Here is a 17,143-nt window from a genome sequence, read left to right on the forward strand (position 1 = left end):
ATATGCAACGGAAAATCGTTATTCTTCCCGGCACGCCGAATGACGACAATCGCGAGTATCTTCCGAAAGCAATCAAGGGTTCGGATATGGTCGTGAATGAGAATGGAAACAACTCGCAGGTTTATCCGGCGAGACTGTCCGAATTTAGGGATGTTGTGGTGGGCGGCATTGAAGATACCTGGTATGAATACGTTCCGGCTTCTTATGATGGCTCCAAGGAAGTACCCTTGGTCGTATCCATGCATGGCGGATTAATGTCAGGTTGGGGGCAAGCCGTCTATACCTCTTGGTCGCTGGTTGCGGAGCGCGAAGGGTTTATTGTCCTCTTCCCCGACGCGGGCAAGCGTCGATTTTGGATCGTAGAGATGGAGAAGGAAAAAATCGAAGAAGCGCTTGCCTTTAAGGTAGACGGGCATTCTATTCAATTGCCTCCGGACAATCCGGACGATAACCACGACATGAATATGGTGCTTGAACTGATCGATCGGATGAAACAAAAATATAAGATTGATGCGAGCAGGGTTTTCATCCAAGGCATGTCTATGGGGAATTTAATGACGAGCCAGATGGCGCGTTACCATGGGGGAGTCTTCGCTGGCAAAGCGGGATCCGGAGGGCCGTCGAGCCCGGGCGTACTATTCGATAAAAACGATGCAATCATCAATCGAGCAGGCCCTCTCGCCGTGTGGCAGAGTCGGCTGGAGCACGACCAGGTTCCACCCCATTTCCAAGGGGATACCGACGATGTCGTCAAACGAAACAGGGAGTACTGGAAGCGAATCAACGGGTGCCTCGATTTGCCGGAAATCAAGATCGTCGGCGAAGACAACTTAGCGTTTTACAAGGGAGAGCATGCGGATGTGGTGTTCCGGGATGTAAAAAATCGGGACCATGGGCAAACCTTCGATGATGCTGAGCTTGTATGGGATTATTTGTTCTCGGGCATACGGCGCGGGGATAACGGAGAGATCGTACATTCCGATCCCATATGCCCGAGGCAAGGAGATGCCTATGCGATCGCTCTGGCGGAAGGCAGCGACAGGGCGTACGTCCATAATCGATTAGTCACGATGAGCGGCCCAGCGGTGAAGCGTCAAAAACTGAAATACCATGGTCTTAGCGGCGACGTTATCGTAAGGGGCGAATACTTCTTGGTGCCGATTACGTTCCTTGCCTCTATATTCGATGCGGCTTACATTCCCAGCAGCGAAGGGCTCTCCGCCGAATTGGAATTGAAGGACGGAAGAACGCTGCAATTCGCCCGAGGCAGTATCGGTTGTGTCGTGGATAACCGCGTCCATTCGATGTATTGCGAAGCGGTATATAAGAACGGCGAATTATACGTGCCGATCGAGTGGATTTGCAAGAGGCTGTTCAACAATCACACCTCAATTTGTGAAGACGTGATTTATCTAACCGACCACGATGCCGAGCTTTCCTTGAATATGGCCCATCTCATCCGAGACGAAATCTTAAAATCATAAGGCGGGGATTATCATGGCAGTTCTGAAAATGAACTTTTTATCCGCTGCGTTAAAAATGCAAACCAATATTACGGTTGTTCTGCCGACTTATAGTTTTGCCGATAGCATGCAAGGCGTTGAGGCAGCCTACGTGCCCGGTATGAAGTACCAAGTCATGTATTTGCTTCATGGCGGTTGCGGAGATGACAGTGATTATGTGAACTTTACAAATATTGTCCGCTACGCCGATACGTATAAATTGGCCGTTGTCATGCCAAGCGCCAATAACTCATCCTATACGGATTACGAGGGCATCGATTTCTATACCTATATATCCGAAGAACTGCCGAAAGTATGCGAAGCCTTGTTCCCGATCTCAACAAAACGAGCGGATACGTTTATCGCGGGTTTGTCGATGGGGTCGCACGGCGCAATGAAGATCGCAATGAATCATCCCGAGCGCTATGCAGCCGTTCTGTTAATGTCCGGGGCCTCTTATCGCCCCGGGGTGCCAAGTGTCGTGAAGACGGTGAACGGCGAGTATCATTTCGATGTCGATCTTACGCCTTCATTCAAATTCGGCGTTCAAGATAAAATCAACGATCCGGAATCGATCAAGGACACCGTGAATGACGTATATGCGATCGCGAAGAAAAACGTCGAGGAAGGAAAGAAGCTTCCGAAGCTGTTTTTCCGAGTCGGAGACAGCGATCATGCCCTTTACCGCGCGACGCTAGCGGAGAAGGACCTTCGGGAATGGGGTTATGAAACGAAGATGGAAGTCGTTCCAGGCATGGGGCATGAATGGGATCTGTGGGATGAATCCCTCCGTATCGCCATTCGCGATTGGCTGCCTTTGCGACATCAGGTCATCTATCCAGAATAGGAGCAAGGTGAGGGGAAACCGATGAAGAAGATTACAAATCAAGTGATGTTGATTACCTACGCAGACAGCATGGGGGAAAATCTGAAAGCATTATACGACCTATTAGATAACCATTTCGACGGAGTCGTAGGCGGGGTTCACATCCTTCCATTCTATCCCTCCTCGGGGGACAGGGGGTTTGCGGTGATTAACTACGATGAAGTAGATCCCGCATTCGGAAGTTGGGAAGACATCCGGAGGTTCTCGGAGAAGTATTATCTCATGGCCGACTTTATGATCAATCACGCATCGATCAGAAGCGAGGAATTCAAGAATTACATGAAAAACGGGGATACTTCGCCTTATCGCGATATGTTCATTCACTGGGATCGATTTTGGCCTAACGGCGAGCCTACCGAGAAGGATATGGAAACGCTTTATCGCCGTAAGCTGAACGGCCCTTACAAAGAATTTATACGGGATGACGGAAAGGTCGTAAAGATTTGGAATACGTTCTTCGAGGAACAGGTGGATATCGATCCATGGGCACCGGCTACGCAAGCGTATTATGAACGCAATTTGGGACGCATCGCCGAGTATGTGCCGCTCATTCGATTCGATGCTTTTGCGTATGCTTCCAAGAAGCCGGGGACGAGTTGTTTCTTCGTCGAACCGGAGGTCTGGGATGTCCTGGACATCGGGATGGAGCCGATTCGAGAGCGCGGCACGGAGATGCTGCCGGAGATTCACGAGAACTATACGATTCAGCTAAAAATGGCGGAGAAGGGGCATTGGGTATACGATTTTGCGCTGCCGATGCTCATGCTTCACGGGCTGATGACCGGACGTACGGACCGATTGATTCACTGGATGAAAATCTGTCCCCGCAAACAGTTCACCACATTGGATACCCATGATGGCATCGGCGTTGTCGACGTGGCAGGCTTATTGAACGATGACGAAATCGATCTTGTCAGGGATCGGATTAACCGGAAAACCGAAGGGTTTCAGCAATATTACAACATGCCGCCAGGTATTATAAAACAATCGGGTGCCAAGGCAAGGCAGTACCAGCTCATGAGCTCTTATTATTCTGCGCTCAATGAAGACGATGACGCATACCTGCTAGCCCGAATCGTCCAGCTGTATGCTCCCGGAATTCCTCAAGTTTACTATGTAGGGCTATTGGCCGGAGAGAATGATGTCGAATCCCTGAAACGGACCGGCGAGCCGCGGAGCGTAAACCGTCATAATTATAGCCGGGAAGAAATTGAAGAACGCTTGAAGCTTCCGATGCTGCAACGATTAATGGAGATCATGCGTTTTAGGAACGCCTATCCGGCTTTTAACGGCGAGATCGAAATCGATGAACGGGCGGACAACGGAAAATTGATCGTCACATGGCGCGAAAACGAACATTGGACAACGCTTAACGCTTGTTTTAACAGCAAACGATATCAAATCACCTATGCGCTGGAAGACGGAACGGAAGCCGTACTGTAAAGAGGAGGCAGCAATGGCGATTCTGCGTTATAACTTTCGTTCTGAAATTTTAGGCATAAATACGAATATTACCGTCTGTTATCCAGCAGGTCTCTTAACGACTGGTTTGGGCTACCGGCATCCCGTGTTCAAAGACAACAAGCTGGCTTATGAACCGGGTATGAAGTTCCAGACCGTATATGTGCTGCATGGCGGCGGAGAGGATGACACGATTCCTTACCGATATACAAGGCTGGAGCAATACGCAGAGAAAAACATGGCGATGCTGGTTTCCCCTTCCGTAAACGACAGTCTGTACATGAATACTACTTATGGATTTAAATACTTCGATTACGTTACGCAGGAGCTTCCCGTCGTGGTGCAGTCGTTATTCGCTTCCGCCTTCGGCCGAGAGAATAATTTTGTGGTCGGAATGGCCATGGGCGGGAACGGTGCCCTTGCTTTAGGATTGATGCGACCGGATCTTTATGAAGCTGTCGTGGATTTGTCCGGCGGGATCGGCGTGACGCTGGACCGGGAGGAATATATACGGAGCCTGCACTGGCATTTCCCGAAGGTTCGCGAAACGTTGCTCGGTGAACGCGAGTTTGTCGAATCGGAACATGATTTGAGAGGGTTCGCGGAGAAGAATATTTCCGATGGCGTGAAGGTTCCCAAAATTTTTATCGGCGTCGGCGCAGAGGACTTCATTCGCGACCGAGTCCATGAAGATTACGCCATCCTGAAAAACTTGGGCTATGATGTTTATTACGAGGAAGCCGAAGGAATGAAGCATGACTTCGATATGTGGGATTTTTACTTGAATAAGGCGCTGAGCGATTGGTTGCCTCTCAAGCGAATGCCGATCTACCCCAGGTAATTTGCCTGGGGCTTTTCCTTTAGCGGGTGTCAACTATTCCCATTGCCTAGAACTTATGTGGAATGCAAAATAACAATAAACGGGCAATCGATCGTTGACATCGCAGGGGGTAAAACCGATGAAACTGGCAAGGAGCGTATTGCTGTTACTAATCCTGCTGCCACTTCTCAGCGTCAGCTGTACGTTCAGCAACGATAAAGCGAACAGGACCTCTAGCGAAGGGTCAGAACCAAAGGAAGAGGGCCTGCAAAGTTTAGAGCCATATGAACTTGTTATGGCATTCCCGACCTTTTCAAATCCTAAAGACATGCAGCTGGTAGAAGATGAATTAAATAAGATCACGAGAAAGAAAATCAATACGTCGGTCAAATTTCTAACGAATACCGCAACCGCTTATGTGCAACGAATGCCCTTGCTGCTTGCGGGAAATGAAAAATTGGATATTCTGGTCAGCGGTTTCGGACAATATTACGCGCAAGTGGGGAAGGGCCAGCTTCATCCTTTAAACAGGCTTTTAAACGATTATGGTCAAGGGGTGAAGCAAGCTGTCATCAGTCAAAGTCCTCTCTATTTAGAAGCGACGTACGTGAACGGAGAGAGCTATGGGGTACCGAGTATCCGGGATTTGGCTACCGATTACGGCTTCATTATGCGCAAGGACTTGGCTGAGAAGTATGATATCGATGTAGCTGCCATGAAGAACTTAGACGACGTTGAAGCTGTGCTAAAAATATTGAGGGAAAAAGAGCCGAAGTTGACGTTGGCGAAATCTTCCGATACGACCATCGGCTTATATTTCGAGAGAATTTGGGATAACTTGGGGGACAACTTGGGTGTCGTTATGTTCAACGACGAGAATTTAAAGGTTGTAAACGGTTTTGAGTCGGAGGAATACAAGGAAATCGTAACAAGGCTCCACCATTGGTATAAAGCAGGTTTTATTTCGAGGGACGCCGCTGTTTCGACGATCGGGGGTGCTGCGGAAGTGAAAGCAGGCACGGCCTACGGTTATTTGGCCCAAATGAAGCCCGGATACGAGGCGCAAGAATCAAAAGCATCGGGTTATGAAATGGTGGCAGTTCGGCTTATGCCTCCAACAAGTTCGACCGGGAATATTACGGGTCTTGTATGGAGCATTGCCGATCAATCCGAAAATCCAGAGCGGGCCATGATGTTCTTGAATCTCATGTATTCAGACCCGGAAGTCATAAACTTGCTAAGCTGGGGGATCGAAGGCAAGCATTACGTCAAGGTAGAAGGAAAGGATCACGTCATTGATTTTCCGAAGGGAGTTAACGTCATAAATTCCGGTTTCCAGCTGAATATGGGGTGGATGTTTGGCAATCCGCTGCTTTCTTATGTCTGGAACGGGGAAGATCCGCTCATTTGGAAGAAACTGTCCAACTTCAACAGAAGCGCAAGGACATCTCCGGTGATGGGATTCAGCTTTAATCCCGACCCAGTGAAGGCTCAGATTTTAGCCGCAACGGACGTACTGAATCAGTACAGAATTGCTTTCGAAACCGGGGTGGTCAGCCCGAATAAACTTCCCGAGTTCAATGCCGCTTTGAAAGCATCGGGATTAAATGTCATTATCGCCGAAAAGCAAAAGCAACTCGACGAGTGGAGAGCGCGCTTCCATTAATGGGTCGTTCGCTCAGGGGGATCTATCCAGAGTTGGAGTTGGAAGGAGAACGACGCATGAACGCGACCAAGAATAAACCTTTCATTAACTCCATTCGTTTCAAACTTATCGCTGGATTGCTGGTTATCGTGCTCCCCATTATCGCGTATCTCATTTACAACAATGTGTATTCTATTAAGGTGGTAAGGAACCAGGTTGCCGAATCAAGCAGCAATACGGTGGGCTTATATATGGATATCGTCGATCAAACACTTGATTCTGTAGACGCCTACTTACTGAGGTTCATTATCGAGGAAAACGGTTTGCTGCCTTTGGAATCAGCGGTTTCAAAGGATCCCGATACGTATCAGCTAGAAAGAATTCGCGTTTTTCAGAAAATGAGCAAAGATATGTACTACTATCAAATGATCGATTTCAATTTCATCTACTCCTCGGTTAAGGATGAGTTGATTTTGGTGCAGAACCAGCAGGCTTATCGAACGGAAGCACCCGACTGGCGCGGCGTCAATTTTTCGTTGTCCGAATTCATACATTCCCACCTCTCAAAAGCGGAGTTCGAGAAGCGATGGTTCGATATGAAGATTGGCGACGACTATTATCTCATGCGCATGATCAGGTCAGGTAAGCTGTATGTCGGAATGGGAATCAACGTGGAACATTTGCTCGGACCGATGCACTTATTAAACTTCGGGGAAAACGTTACGGCGTTGTTCACCGATGCGAGCAATGAACCGTTGCAAGATGCGCGTGCTTTTACGCAACAAGACATTGATTTTGCATTTCAAAACGATAAATATAAGCTGACCGGGGACAGCAACCGTTACCTCCTCGTCGGGAAAGCCTCTTCCAAAGGACCGTTCAACCTGGTGGCGTTGGTGCCGGATGATGTGATTCTCGAGCAGCTTCCTTACTTGCTTCGAATTACTTACTTGATTGCCGGCGCTTTTATTGTCATTGTCGTGATTGCGCTGTTGGCATTGCGAAAAATCGTGCTACTCCCCATTTTTCGAATCCTATTCGCGATGCGCAAGGTTAAGGAAGGATCTTTAAATGCCAGGGTACCTTCTTCAAGCTCATCCAATGAGTTCGAGACGATGAACGAGACGTTCAATGACATGGTGTCCGAAATCCAACAACTCAAGATCGACATTTATGAGGAACAGCTGGCTAAACAGAAGGCGGAACTGAAGCAGCTCCAGTTGCAAATCAATCCTCACTTTTTCTTGAATTCGCTTAACATCGTTTATTATTTGGCGAAGGAGAGAAAATACTCGCTCATTCAAGAGCTGTCTTTATCGCTCATTCAATATTTCCGGTTTATGTTTCGATCGGGAACAGACTACGTTTCTTTAGGGGACGAAATTAAACATACGGAGAATTATTTGCGGATCCAAACCTTCCGTTTTCCTGAAAGCTTGACTTATAGAACGGATATTCAGGAACGAGTGCTCTCGGTTTCTTTGCCACCGCTCGTGATCCAGACTTTTGTCGAAAACTCCGTCAAGTATGCGATCGATACGGATCGGGAAACACACATTCAAATATTAGCGTGGCAATCCTCAACGGAGGAGATGTGCATACGAATTAAAGATACAGGGAACGGATTCCCGGAACATATCCTTCAAACGCTGCAGGAAAATAGGATTCCTGCCTCCGATACAGGCGAGCAAATCGGGATATGGAACGTGAAACGAAGACTGGAATTGTTATATAACGGCGAAGCAGACGTTCGCTTCTACAATGACGAGGGAGCAGTCGTTGAAATCGCCCTGCCCTTGAAATGCTTTTAAGGTCTAGAGATATGATTTGGGGAGGTTAAAGCATGTTTCGGTTGTTGATCGTGGACGATGAAGTCATTATCGCGAACGGCATCAAGTCCAGCATCGATTGGAGGGCGCTCGGCTTTACGAAGGTCGAGACCGCGTTTAATATGCGTCAAGCGATAGAGGCTTTCGCCTCACACCCATTCGACGTCATGATCTGCGATATCGAGATGCCGCAGGGTACAGGCTTTGACTTATTCGCCTGGGTACGCGAAAACCACCCGAATACCGAGTGTATTTTTCTTACCTGTCACGCGGAATTCGAATTCGCCAAAAGAGCGATACAAATGGGCAGCCTGGATTACCTCTTAAAGCCTGTTCTTGAGGAGGAGTTAAAGAGGACGATTGAAACGGCGCTCATGAAAATCCGGCGGGAACGGGACAAAACCGTAAAGCTGCTCGAACATTTTTGGCTGGAGATTCTGCATCAGGAAATCCCCGCGCGCGCTGATTTGATATTAGAGCAAGCGAAACGGCTTCAACTTGGCTATACAGAAGAGACTTTACTCCTCACCGTTCTGATTCATCTGGAATATTGGGACAAAAAACTTGATGAGCGTGATGAACGCATCTTGCTGTATGCGCTGCGAAATGCACTAGACGAGCTTATATTGAAATATTTCGAGGGTTCTCATTCGGTTCATTTAAACGAGGGTACTTTTATGATCATTCTTCCGGTGGAAGGCTCAGTTGAAGATCATTTCATTCAGGAAATGAAGGGCCGTTGCGAATCTTATGTAGAAGCCTGCAATGCCTATTTCTACAGCCATCTTTCCTGTTATATCGGAAAAACGGTTCCTGTAGAAAGAGTTGCATCTATGTATGATATGCTCTCCGAATTCCAAAAAAGTCAGGTGAATGCTGCAGATCGGGTATTGCTATTAAACAAGCAACCCCAGAGGGAGTGCGACGTCACTCTTCCCAATATGCGGGTTTGGTTTGAGATGCTTCGAAGGCAGGAGAAAACTAGGCTTTTAGATGAGATAAGCTCGCATCTTGACGCTTGGAAAAGCATTGATCATTTAGAAGCGAAACGACTTCAACTATTTTATCAAAGCTTTCTTCAAATGGTGCTTCAAACCCTAAAGGAAATCAGCTTGAGAGCAGAAGAAATGATGCAGGAATACCTGGAATTGAACAGGGCGATGATCGCAACGCGATCGATCAGGGACATGCAAAATTGGGCGTTCGAGGTTGTTGAAACCGCAATATCCAGCATGAAGGCGCTGGCAGCGAACGAGACGATAGTGGAAAAGATCCAACGATATATCGAACTGCACTTAGATGAGGAACTGTCCAGGCAGCATATTGCGGACTTTGTCGGGTTCAATCCGGATTATGTCGTGAAACTCTTTAAGAAGGAAATAGGTCTGTCGATCTCTGACTATATTTTAGACAGAAGGTTGTCGCGGGCAAAGGAATTGCTGCTTAAGTCGGATATGACAATCAGTGACGTAGCTTTGTCTGTCGGATATCCGAATTTCTCCTATTTTTCAACGCTGTTTCGCAAGGAAACTTCAATGACTCCGCAGGAATTTCGTAAGCAGCAAAACTAATTTCAATCGGGTCTCCGCAACATTGTCGCCGCGACTACAAGCAACATCGGCACCACATAACAAAGGTTATCGAGCAGCGGCCAGACGACGTTAACCATCTCGTTGAGCGAGGATTCCTTCGTGTAGGTAGTGATGGACAATAGCAGGCATACGAATGCGACCGGCAAGGTAAACAACCGCTCATCGCGGAGGTTCAGCCATTCGACGACGGTGCGGACGAGGATAAACAGCAGAATCGAAGCTTTAAAGTAAAAGCCGACGATCAGGGAGAAGCCGATGACCGACTCGATTCGTTCGATAAATTCGCGAATGAAGATCAGCCGGGCGAGTTGGAACAATGAGTACTTGAGGTCACCGGTTAACGGGCCGAGGACCAGAAGGCTGCCGAGGATGGAAACGAGGAGAAGGACACCGTTCACGGTTAAGGCGACATAAAGATGCCTGCTTAACCTGCGGGATTCCTCTCGCCGGACATGCTGCAGGATAAAAGCGAAAACGATCAGTTCGGAATAAGGAAAGCCATAAGCGATATAGGCGGATTGCAGCAAGGGGCCGATGCCGTGGGGCAGGATCGGGAGCAGAAATCCGGGCTGAAACAAATTCGATACGAGAATAAGCACGAGGAAGATAAAAACAATCATCAGCGCGAGCAGCAAAGCCGACATGCGCGCGATGACGACGATTCCGGCTCTTGCGGTTAGGGCGATCATAAGGAACATAAGCGCGTGGACGACGCTCGTCGGCGTTTCCTTCAGCATCGTGCTTTTGAAAAACAACCCGATCTCGCTGACAATGCCGGCTACGTTCCAGAACATAACGATAATGACGGGAAGCATAACGATATTTGCAGGCAACTGGCCGAAGAGGTGCCGACAGTTGGCGAGCAACGACAAGTCCGGACGCTTGCGGTAGAGGTACAAAATGCAATACAGATAGACGGCTCCCATGCTCCAGGCCAACACTAATGACAGCCAAGCCCCGGCGCCGGCTGAATGGGCAAGCGGAGCGGGAATAAGAACGATGGATGAGCCGGTCATGAAAAACAGAAACAAGGTGGCCATTTGAGCGGAACTGATATTCGACGGTTGACTCATGGCTGTGTCAAATCCTCCTTCGCAATGCTGGTCTCGGGTCCATCGGAACCGAATATTAAGACATCGAATGAACCAGTTTTCCGGCCGGGCCTTTGAGCAAATCGAACAAAGTGTCCAGATTGGGCCACGTCAACCTTTGAGTCACGTAAACGACGCCTAAATATACAGCCACGGCCAGCAATGAGCCGTATGCAGCGATCTCGCGGCGTCTGGCACGGCGCAGCTGCGCGAGATCGGCGGATACGACGGCGATGGCGAGCACTGCGAAGTACGCGAATTTATCCAACATTTTTTCTAATCCTCCTCTTGACTGAATGGCGTCCCGATGTCCATCCCCGTGCCGACGATTTCCGTCTCGACATCAAAGCGGAATCTGCATTTCGCGAAGCTTTTATCCCAGGACGATTCCATTTGACGCCACTTCTTCGGGTGTCGGCTGGCGATTCGATTGCCGATCCCGAGCGCGTCCGATTCATATTGCTGAAGAATAGACACGGTATGCTGAAGCTGCTCCTCCACCATATCGCTGACTTGTTCCTCGAATCTTTTCGTTTCTTTCGGGGAATCGAGCTTGGAGCATTGCAGCTCCCCCGCCGTGCCGCGGATTCGAATCTTCATCCCGACATGAACCCTTCCGACTTCGTCGAAGGAAACCTTCATTTTGTTGGAGAAAGACAACACTTCAAGCGACTCGGCAGTACCGATTTGCGGCGAACCGGCACCTTGGCATGGGATGGTCAGAATACCGATTCGATACCGATTGTCGAGCATCATGAACGTTGCGGTTTCCTTGCTGTCCAATATGCCTGCAAGCTTGCCTTTTTTCAGAATGGCGAGTCCCGAGAGAATCGCTTTCTTATCGGTTTCGTCCTGGTGGAGAAACGGAATAATGGCGACCCTGGCCGGACTTTTCAGGTGAATCGCCAGATCGTAGAGCGGTATGCCGGACGTTTTCGCCGAATAATGAGCGCCTTCCGTCTCCATACGCTTGAATTGTTGGCCAATCGTTTCTTCGATCAACGGCTTGATCTCGAGGAACCGGCCCGCGTCGCTCTGGGCGACTATCGGAAGGACGGTGCCGCGGGGCTCGTGATCTCTGGAGAAGAAGTCCAGAATCTCTCCCGCATCGTGAGATTTCAGCAGCCTTTCTCCGAGCAAAATGACGCGCATATGATCCCATTTCGCCTTGCGTCCCAACTTCATCGGAATTTCGCGAACCGCTTCGAAAAGCGACTCTCCCTTCGTTTGGATCGTTAGTCCGCGTTTCTCGGAGGGTTTGGAAGATCCGCCTGTAGATTGGGCGTTGGTCGGATTATAAAATAAAGTTTCAAGCGCAAACTTTCCGTCTGGCGTCGCATCGATCGCCACGCCTTGGACATAACCGTATTCGTCCATCTCCTTGTTGTCCCAGCAGCCGGATAAGCCGAGCGCAACAGACAGAATCGCGGCCAGTTTGCAAAAGAGCTTGAGGTTCATGGCCGCTGTCCATCCGCGGATCGTTTTTGGGAGGATTGCCTTGCATGGCGTCTCGATGGAACGAATAGCGCGTCTCGCAGCCTTCGCGCATTCAAAGGCGCGATCGGTGACAGGTACGGCTCTCCGAGCGAACGGAGACAGTTCAGATGGAGGTAAATCAAAAGAAAGCCGACCATAATGCCGAGACCTCCGAACGAAGCGGCCAGGAACATGAGCGGGAATCTTAATATCCGAAGCGCGATCGCCATATTGTATTGAGGCAACGCAAACGATGCGATGCCCGTCAGTGCGACGACGATAACCATCACTGGGGAAGCGATCTGCGACTGAATCGCGGCTTGTCCGATAACCAACGCGCCTACGATACTGACCGCGGAGCCGATGGGACGGGGAAGCCGAATACCGGCTTCTCTGAGCAGCTCAAAGAAAAATTCCATGAGCAGCGCTTCGACCATAGCCGGGAAGGGAATGCCTTCGCGCGTATTTAAAATGGCCAGAAGCAGTACGGTCGGTATAAGCTCGGAATGAAAGGTCGTGAGCGCGATGTACGTGCTCGGCAGAATCAGGGCAATGATAAAAGCGCTCAACCGCAGAAAGCGGATGAGTGTCGAGTAGACGATTCCATAATAATAATCCTCGCTCGCCACGAAGAATTCCATAAAATTCGCGGGGCTGATCAAGACGGATGGACTCCCGTTTATAAGCGCGACGATCTTTCCTTCCAACAAGGCGGCGACGGCCGTGTCGGGTCGTTCCGTATAGCGCACTTGGGGAAACGGGGATAAACGTTTGTTGTTAATCCAGCTTTCTAAATAAGACACATCGAGGATTTCCTCCGTATCGATGCCTTCCAAGCGGGCGCGAAATTCGTCCAGCGTAGCCGGCTTTACGGCATGATCCAAATATCCGTAGGCGACTCGCCTGCGGCTGTTCTCGCCAGTATCGAAAAAATGAAACTTTAGACGGCTCGTTTTCAGCAAGTTCCGGATGACTCCGATATTGCTGTCGAGATCTTCAATCGTACTGGCGTGCGGACCCTGAACATTCGGCTCGGTGATCGGCTCGGACACTTGGCGTTTGACGATATCGAGCGCCTGAAAACCCAGCGCACGGTTCCATCCATCGATAAGCACGACGATGCAGCCGTCCAGCATTTTCGACACGACCTGATCGACAGTATCGATCAGCTCGGCAGCAGGCTCGGAGGTGCCGTGATTCTCGAAGAAGTCTACGATTTGTTCCAAATGGACGGACTCGGCCGGTCCGATGCGTGTGGTCGTCAGATTTTGCAACGCGTCCTTGAAGTCGTTATGTCGGCGATGATTAACCAGCGTATCCAGGAAGATGGAACAAGCTCCGTTTTCGAGGCCGGTCCCGAATTGCCAGGGGAGCACTTTTAAGTCTCCGCAATTCGCGAAGAGCCGATGAACGATTGCCAGATTGTCGCTGATCCGACGGGACACTGCCAATTCGTCAAGCTTTTCGGCAAGAGGAGGCGGGGGAAGCTGACTGGGCATGGAAGCGCTCCTTCGCGATTGGTGAGGGTTTCCATTTGTATTCCCCGCAGCCGGTTTGCTTATGCAAACGATCGAATTCAAGAACTGGGCGCATTATCCCGCGTTCTGGTCCAATCTGATCCGATATTTAAAATAAAAGCGGCTGCCGTTGAACGGATTTTGATTTGAGGTTCTGGATTTGCGTCGAATCTGGATGCCGCCTTCCGAAAACAACAAATAGCCATTCTTCTGCCAATGAGAAGAATGGCTGTTTTCATGTCCGGATGTATTGCGGATCGAAATACCTGCAATTGTGCATGTGTTTTGAGCCGACTCGTTACATGGGATGAAATACATGCAAATGTACAGGTAAATTCAACACACAAGCCTAAAATCGGGCAGATGGAGGAAAATAAATGCCTATTCGCATCTTTTATTCTCAAACGGGTCGAGACCGATGAAATTAGATGTAAATTTGCAGGTATTAGCCTCCGCAGCTCCTTGCCCGACGCGAGACGGGCGCGAAGCGGGCGTGAGGCGTGCGCGAAGCATTGCGAAAGGCGGTCAACCTCGGCAAAAGATCGTGGCGTGTGTGCGGTCTGCGATCTGCGATCTTCCTTGGCAGTTTCGGACAATGACGGAGCATTCCGATTAGTAAGGACTTTCCGCCTCATGCCGGTATGTTTGCCAGCCCATATATTTGCCGAACGCTTCCTCAAGGGAATCCGCTACCGAAGACATGCTGGAGGAGACATGGTGCTCGAAGCCGCTCTCGCATATATAACGAAGCAGCTTCTGGAACTTCGGCACCTGAACGACGCCGTACCCGCCGAACGTCAGCAGCGGGTCGCGCGTGAACAGTCCTTCGCCCGTATAAGCCGCGATGCCGCCGTTCAGATCGTCCGTCGTAATGCCGCAGTACGTGAAGGGACTCGCTTTAATGCGCCCCTGGATGGTACCGAGCGTATTTTCCCTGCCCACGGTGCCGGATAAAATTTCGTGATAGTCCATATGAATCTCTTCGAATACTTCCTTCGGCAGGTTGCTGCAGTGGAATACGACGCCTTTGTCCGGATCTTCGCCATAATTGTTGTTCCAGTCCAGCAGCGCGCTCGGCCTGCCCGACGCCTGCTGAAGCGCATACATGCCGACTAGGCCGGTGATGTCGACCTCGCATGCGCTGGGGATCAAGCTGCTGCTCAGCATGCTCATGATCGTGCAGGGCACGATGCCGAAATACTCCTCCATGGACGTCCAGCATTGCAGCGCTGTGCCCGCAAGGTCGTTTTCGTTCATCCATTCCTCGACGACTACGCCGAGAGACGCCATGCGGACGAGATTCTCCTGCGGAAATCCCTTTACGTCGACATACGCCGCGATTTCCTCCAGCTTGCGCTTGACTGCGGAATCGCTTTCTTTGCGTTTATTCGCGCGGCCGAATACTTCGGACAGATCCAGCGTCTCGATCGTGATGCCGGAGCGTTCGAGCAGCTTCTCGCTATAGCGGACCGTGTTGAACGAGGCCGGCCGGGCGCCGATCGAGCCCAGACGGGCATTGCGGAGCGAGCGGACGACGCGACACGTCCCGGCGAAGCGGCGCAGATCCTTGCGGAAGCTCTCGCTGGACGGATCGACGGTGTGCAGCGTGGTCAGTGAGAAGGGAATTCCGTATTGCTTGAGATTGTTGCAGACGGACATTTTCCCGCAGAAGCTGTCGCGCCGGTCTTTGATGCTCATACGGGTCATGTCGTCATTGAAGGCGTGGACGAGTACGGGCACGTTCAGGCCTGAGTATCGAATCGTATTCGCGATGGCCTTCTCGTCGCCGAAGTTGGGCAGCGTGACGAGGATGCCGTCGATATGATCGCGGTTGGCTTTAAATAAATTTCCGCAGGCTTTGGCATCGTCCAGCGTCATGACCGCGCCGTATTTCGTATCCGCGACATCCAAAATGACCGCATCGATGCCTTCTTCCTCCAGCACGCGGAGAATTTGCGTACGTCCCGATTCGCACAGATGGTCGGGAAAAAAGCCCCGATTGCCAACGATAACGCCAAGCTTTGTCCGTTTGATCGTTTTTTGCGCCATAGATCGTCCCTCCGATGGTTAAGTCCCCTGAATAGGTTGCTTTGCTTTAAGCGTTGCTACGGCGATCTTCCGGTCCCGTCCAAATCCCTGCTTGTTCTTCCCAGCGCCAGTCCGCCAGCGGTCTGCCGACGGGGAGCCGCTCCCAATCCGAACGGATTCTTGCCTGCACCTGATCCCACGGAACGATCCCGCTCGTCGCTCCCAGCTGCTCCACGCTGCAGGCGCCGACCGCGACCGCGCTCGTCATCGTATCCTCGGGTCCAAGCTCCAAGAGGAGGCCTTGAATAAAACCGGCAATCGTGCAGTCGCCGGCGCCCGTCGTTCCCGCAACGTTCGTACGGAAGCAGGGAGCCCACAGCTCTCTGTCGCTCCATGCCGCAACCGTTGAAGCCGGCAGACGGCCGGCAAGTACGGGCGACAACTGCGCGGCCGTGCGCATATACAAGCCCGAGGCGCCGAGCTTGAGCACGACGATGCTGCAGCCCATGGCAAGCAGGCTTGCGGCAAGAGCTTGGATCGTCTCCGCGGAGACCGATTCGCAGAGCTCATCCCCGGACAGCGCCGTTCGCTCATAAAGGTCGCGATCGACCATCATCAGCATTTCTTCGAGGCTTGGCATGAACACGTCGACGCAAGGGAGCGCCTTCGCTAACAGTCCGGCCCAATCCGCCGCATAAGCCGCCGTTCCTTTGCCGGGCATGGCCATGTCGAGCGAGACGGTCATCCCTTTCTCCCGGGCGGTCTGCAAGAGGCCGGTCAGCCGCTCGCCGCCGTCGTCGTACATGCCCTTCATCAGCGGCGGGTAGCCGAAGTGGAAGTGGCGCGCCGCACTGCACTTGTCCCAGGCGATATCCCGCGCCGAGAACGTATCGTTGGTGCCGGGACAATGAATAAAAGTGCGGTCCGTTCCGGGCGGATTGACCACCAGCGTGTACGAGCTGGTTTCTCCAACCGCTTGGGCGATCCCCTCGGTCAGGGCGGGATGAACATCGCCGAGCAGTTTAAGCGTCAAGCTTCCGAAGAAATCGTCGCTGACCTTCCCGGCAAGCCGTACGCGCGTGCCCAGCCGATGCAGCGCTATCCCCGTGTTCGATACGGCGCCGCCGGTGCTAAACTCCGCTTCGCCGACCTCGATCAGCGAGCCGGGCGTCATCCGGCCGCTATCCGAATCGCCGGGGAGGAACCTTGGGATAATGTCGACCGAGATATGTCCGCATACGAGCACATCCGCCGTTTCTGACGTCCCATTGCCGTTTGCCGTCATGGTTTAATCTC

The 17,143-nt window shown here is 51.0% G+C and carries 13 protein-coding genes; 7 read left to right on the forward strand and 6 right to left on the reverse strand.

Annotated elements, in window-relative coordinates:
• Positions 1-2: 2 nt before the first annotated feature.
• The 7 genes from KB449_RS09365 to KB449_RS09395 all read left to right on the forward strand — a co-directional run bounded on the left by KB449_RS09365 (position 3) and on the right by KB449_RS09395 (position 9,714).
• A complete protein-coding gene (locus tag KB449_RS09365) occupies positions 3-1,484 on the forward strand; it encodes a CE1 family esterase (RefSeq protein ID WP_282908119.1) in 1,482 nt (493 codons plus the stop codon).
• Positions 1,485-1,497: 13 nt separating this feature from the next.
• Positions 1,498-2,349 carry an alpha/beta hydrolase gene (locus tag KB449_RS09370; protein ID WP_282908120.1) on the forward strand — a complete coding sequence of 284 codons (852 nt, stop codon included), beginning with the start codon at positions 1,498-1,500 and terminating at the stop codon, positions 2,347-2,349.
• Positions 2,350-2,370: 21 nt separating this feature from the next.
• Positions 2,371-3,831, forward strand: a complete 1,461-nt coding sequence (gene gtfA / locus KB449_RS09375) for a sucrose phosphorylase (RefSeq protein WP_282908121.1) — start codon at positions 2,371-2,373, stop codon at positions 3,829-3,831.
• A 13-nt stretch (positions 3,832-3,844) separates the two neighbouring features.
• Entirely contained in the window at positions 3,845-4,690 is an 846-nt protein-coding gene (locus tag KB449_RS09380; RefSeq protein ID WP_282908122.1) for an alpha/beta hydrolase, read from the forward strand.
• Between the two features lie 118 nt (positions 4,691-4,808).
• Positions 4,809-6,335: an ABC transporter substrate-binding protein gene (locus tag KB449_RS09385; RefSeq protein WP_282908123.1), complete on the forward strand. Its 1,527-nt coding sequence runs from the start codon at positions 4,809-4,811 to the stop codon at positions 6,333-6,335.
• A 56-nt stretch (positions 6,336-6,391) separates the two neighbouring features.
• Entirely contained in the window at positions 6,392-8,125 is a 1,734-nt protein-coding gene (locus KB449_RS09390; protein WP_282908124.1) for a sensor histidine kinase, read from the forward strand.
• 32 nt (positions 8,126-8,157) lie between these two features.
• On the forward strand, positions 8,158-9,714 hold the full coding sequence (locus KB449_RS09395; protein ID WP_282908125.1) for a response regulator: 1,557 nt from the start codon (positions 8,158-8,160) through the stop codon (positions 9,712-9,714).
• A 2-nt stretch (positions 9,715-9,716) separates the two neighbouring features.
• On the opposite strand, the gene KB449_RS09400 is transcribed toward KB449_RS09395, so the two are convergent.
• The 6 genes from KB449_RS09400 to KB449_RS09425 all read right to left on the reverse strand — a co-directional run bounded on the left by KB449_RS09400 (position 9,717) and on the right by KB449_RS09425 (position 17,132).
• Positions 9,717-10,808 carry a GerAB/ArcD/ProY family transporter gene (locus KB449_RS09400; RefSeq protein ID WP_282908126.1) on the reverse strand — a complete coding sequence of 364 codons (1,092 nt, stop codon included), beginning with the start codon at positions 10,806-10,808 and terminating at the stop codon, positions 9,717-9,719.
• A gap of 55 nt (positions 10,809-10,863) precedes the next feature.
• Positions 10,864-11,097 carry a hypothetical protein gene (locus tag KB449_RS09405; protein WP_282908127.1) on the reverse strand — a complete coding sequence of 78 codons (234 nt, stop codon included), beginning with the start codon at positions 11,095-11,097 and terminating at the stop codon, positions 10,864-10,866.
• Positions 11,098-11,102: 5 nt separating this feature from the next.
• The gene (locus KB449_RS09410; protein ID WP_282908128.1) at positions 11,103-12,284 is read right to left on the reverse strand and encodes a Ger(x)C family spore germination protein; all 1,182 of its coding nucleotides are present in this window, start codon (positions 12,282-12,284) and stop codon (positions 11,103-11,105) included.
• Positions 12,281-13,801 carry a spore germination protein gene (locus KB449_RS09415; protein ID WP_282908129.1) on the reverse strand — a complete coding sequence of 507 codons (1,521 nt, stop codon included), beginning with the start codon at positions 13,799-13,801 and terminating at the stop codon, positions 12,281-12,283. Before KB449_RS09415 ends, KB449_RS09410 begins: the two co-directional genes overlap by 4 nt.
• A gap of 630 nt (positions 13,802-14,431) precedes the next feature.
• Entirely contained in the window at positions 14,432-15,868 is a 1,437-nt protein-coding gene (locus tag KB449_RS09420; RefSeq protein ID WP_282908130.1) for an L-fucose/L-arabinose isomerase family protein, read from the reverse strand.
• Positions 15,869-15,914: 46 nt separating this feature from the next.
• On the reverse strand, positions 15,915-17,132 hold the full coding sequence (locus KB449_RS09425) for a carbohydrate kinase family protein (RefSeq protein WP_282908131.1): 1,218 nt from the start codon (positions 17,130-17,132) through the stop codon (positions 15,915-15,917).
• Between the last annotated feature and the right edge of the window lie 11 nt (positions 17,133-17,143).

Source organism: Cohnella hashimotonis, assembly GCF_030014955.1.
Taxonomy (GTDB): domain Bacteria; phylum Bacillota; class Bacilli; order Paenibacillales; family Paenibacillaceae; genus Cohnella; species Cohnella hashimotonis.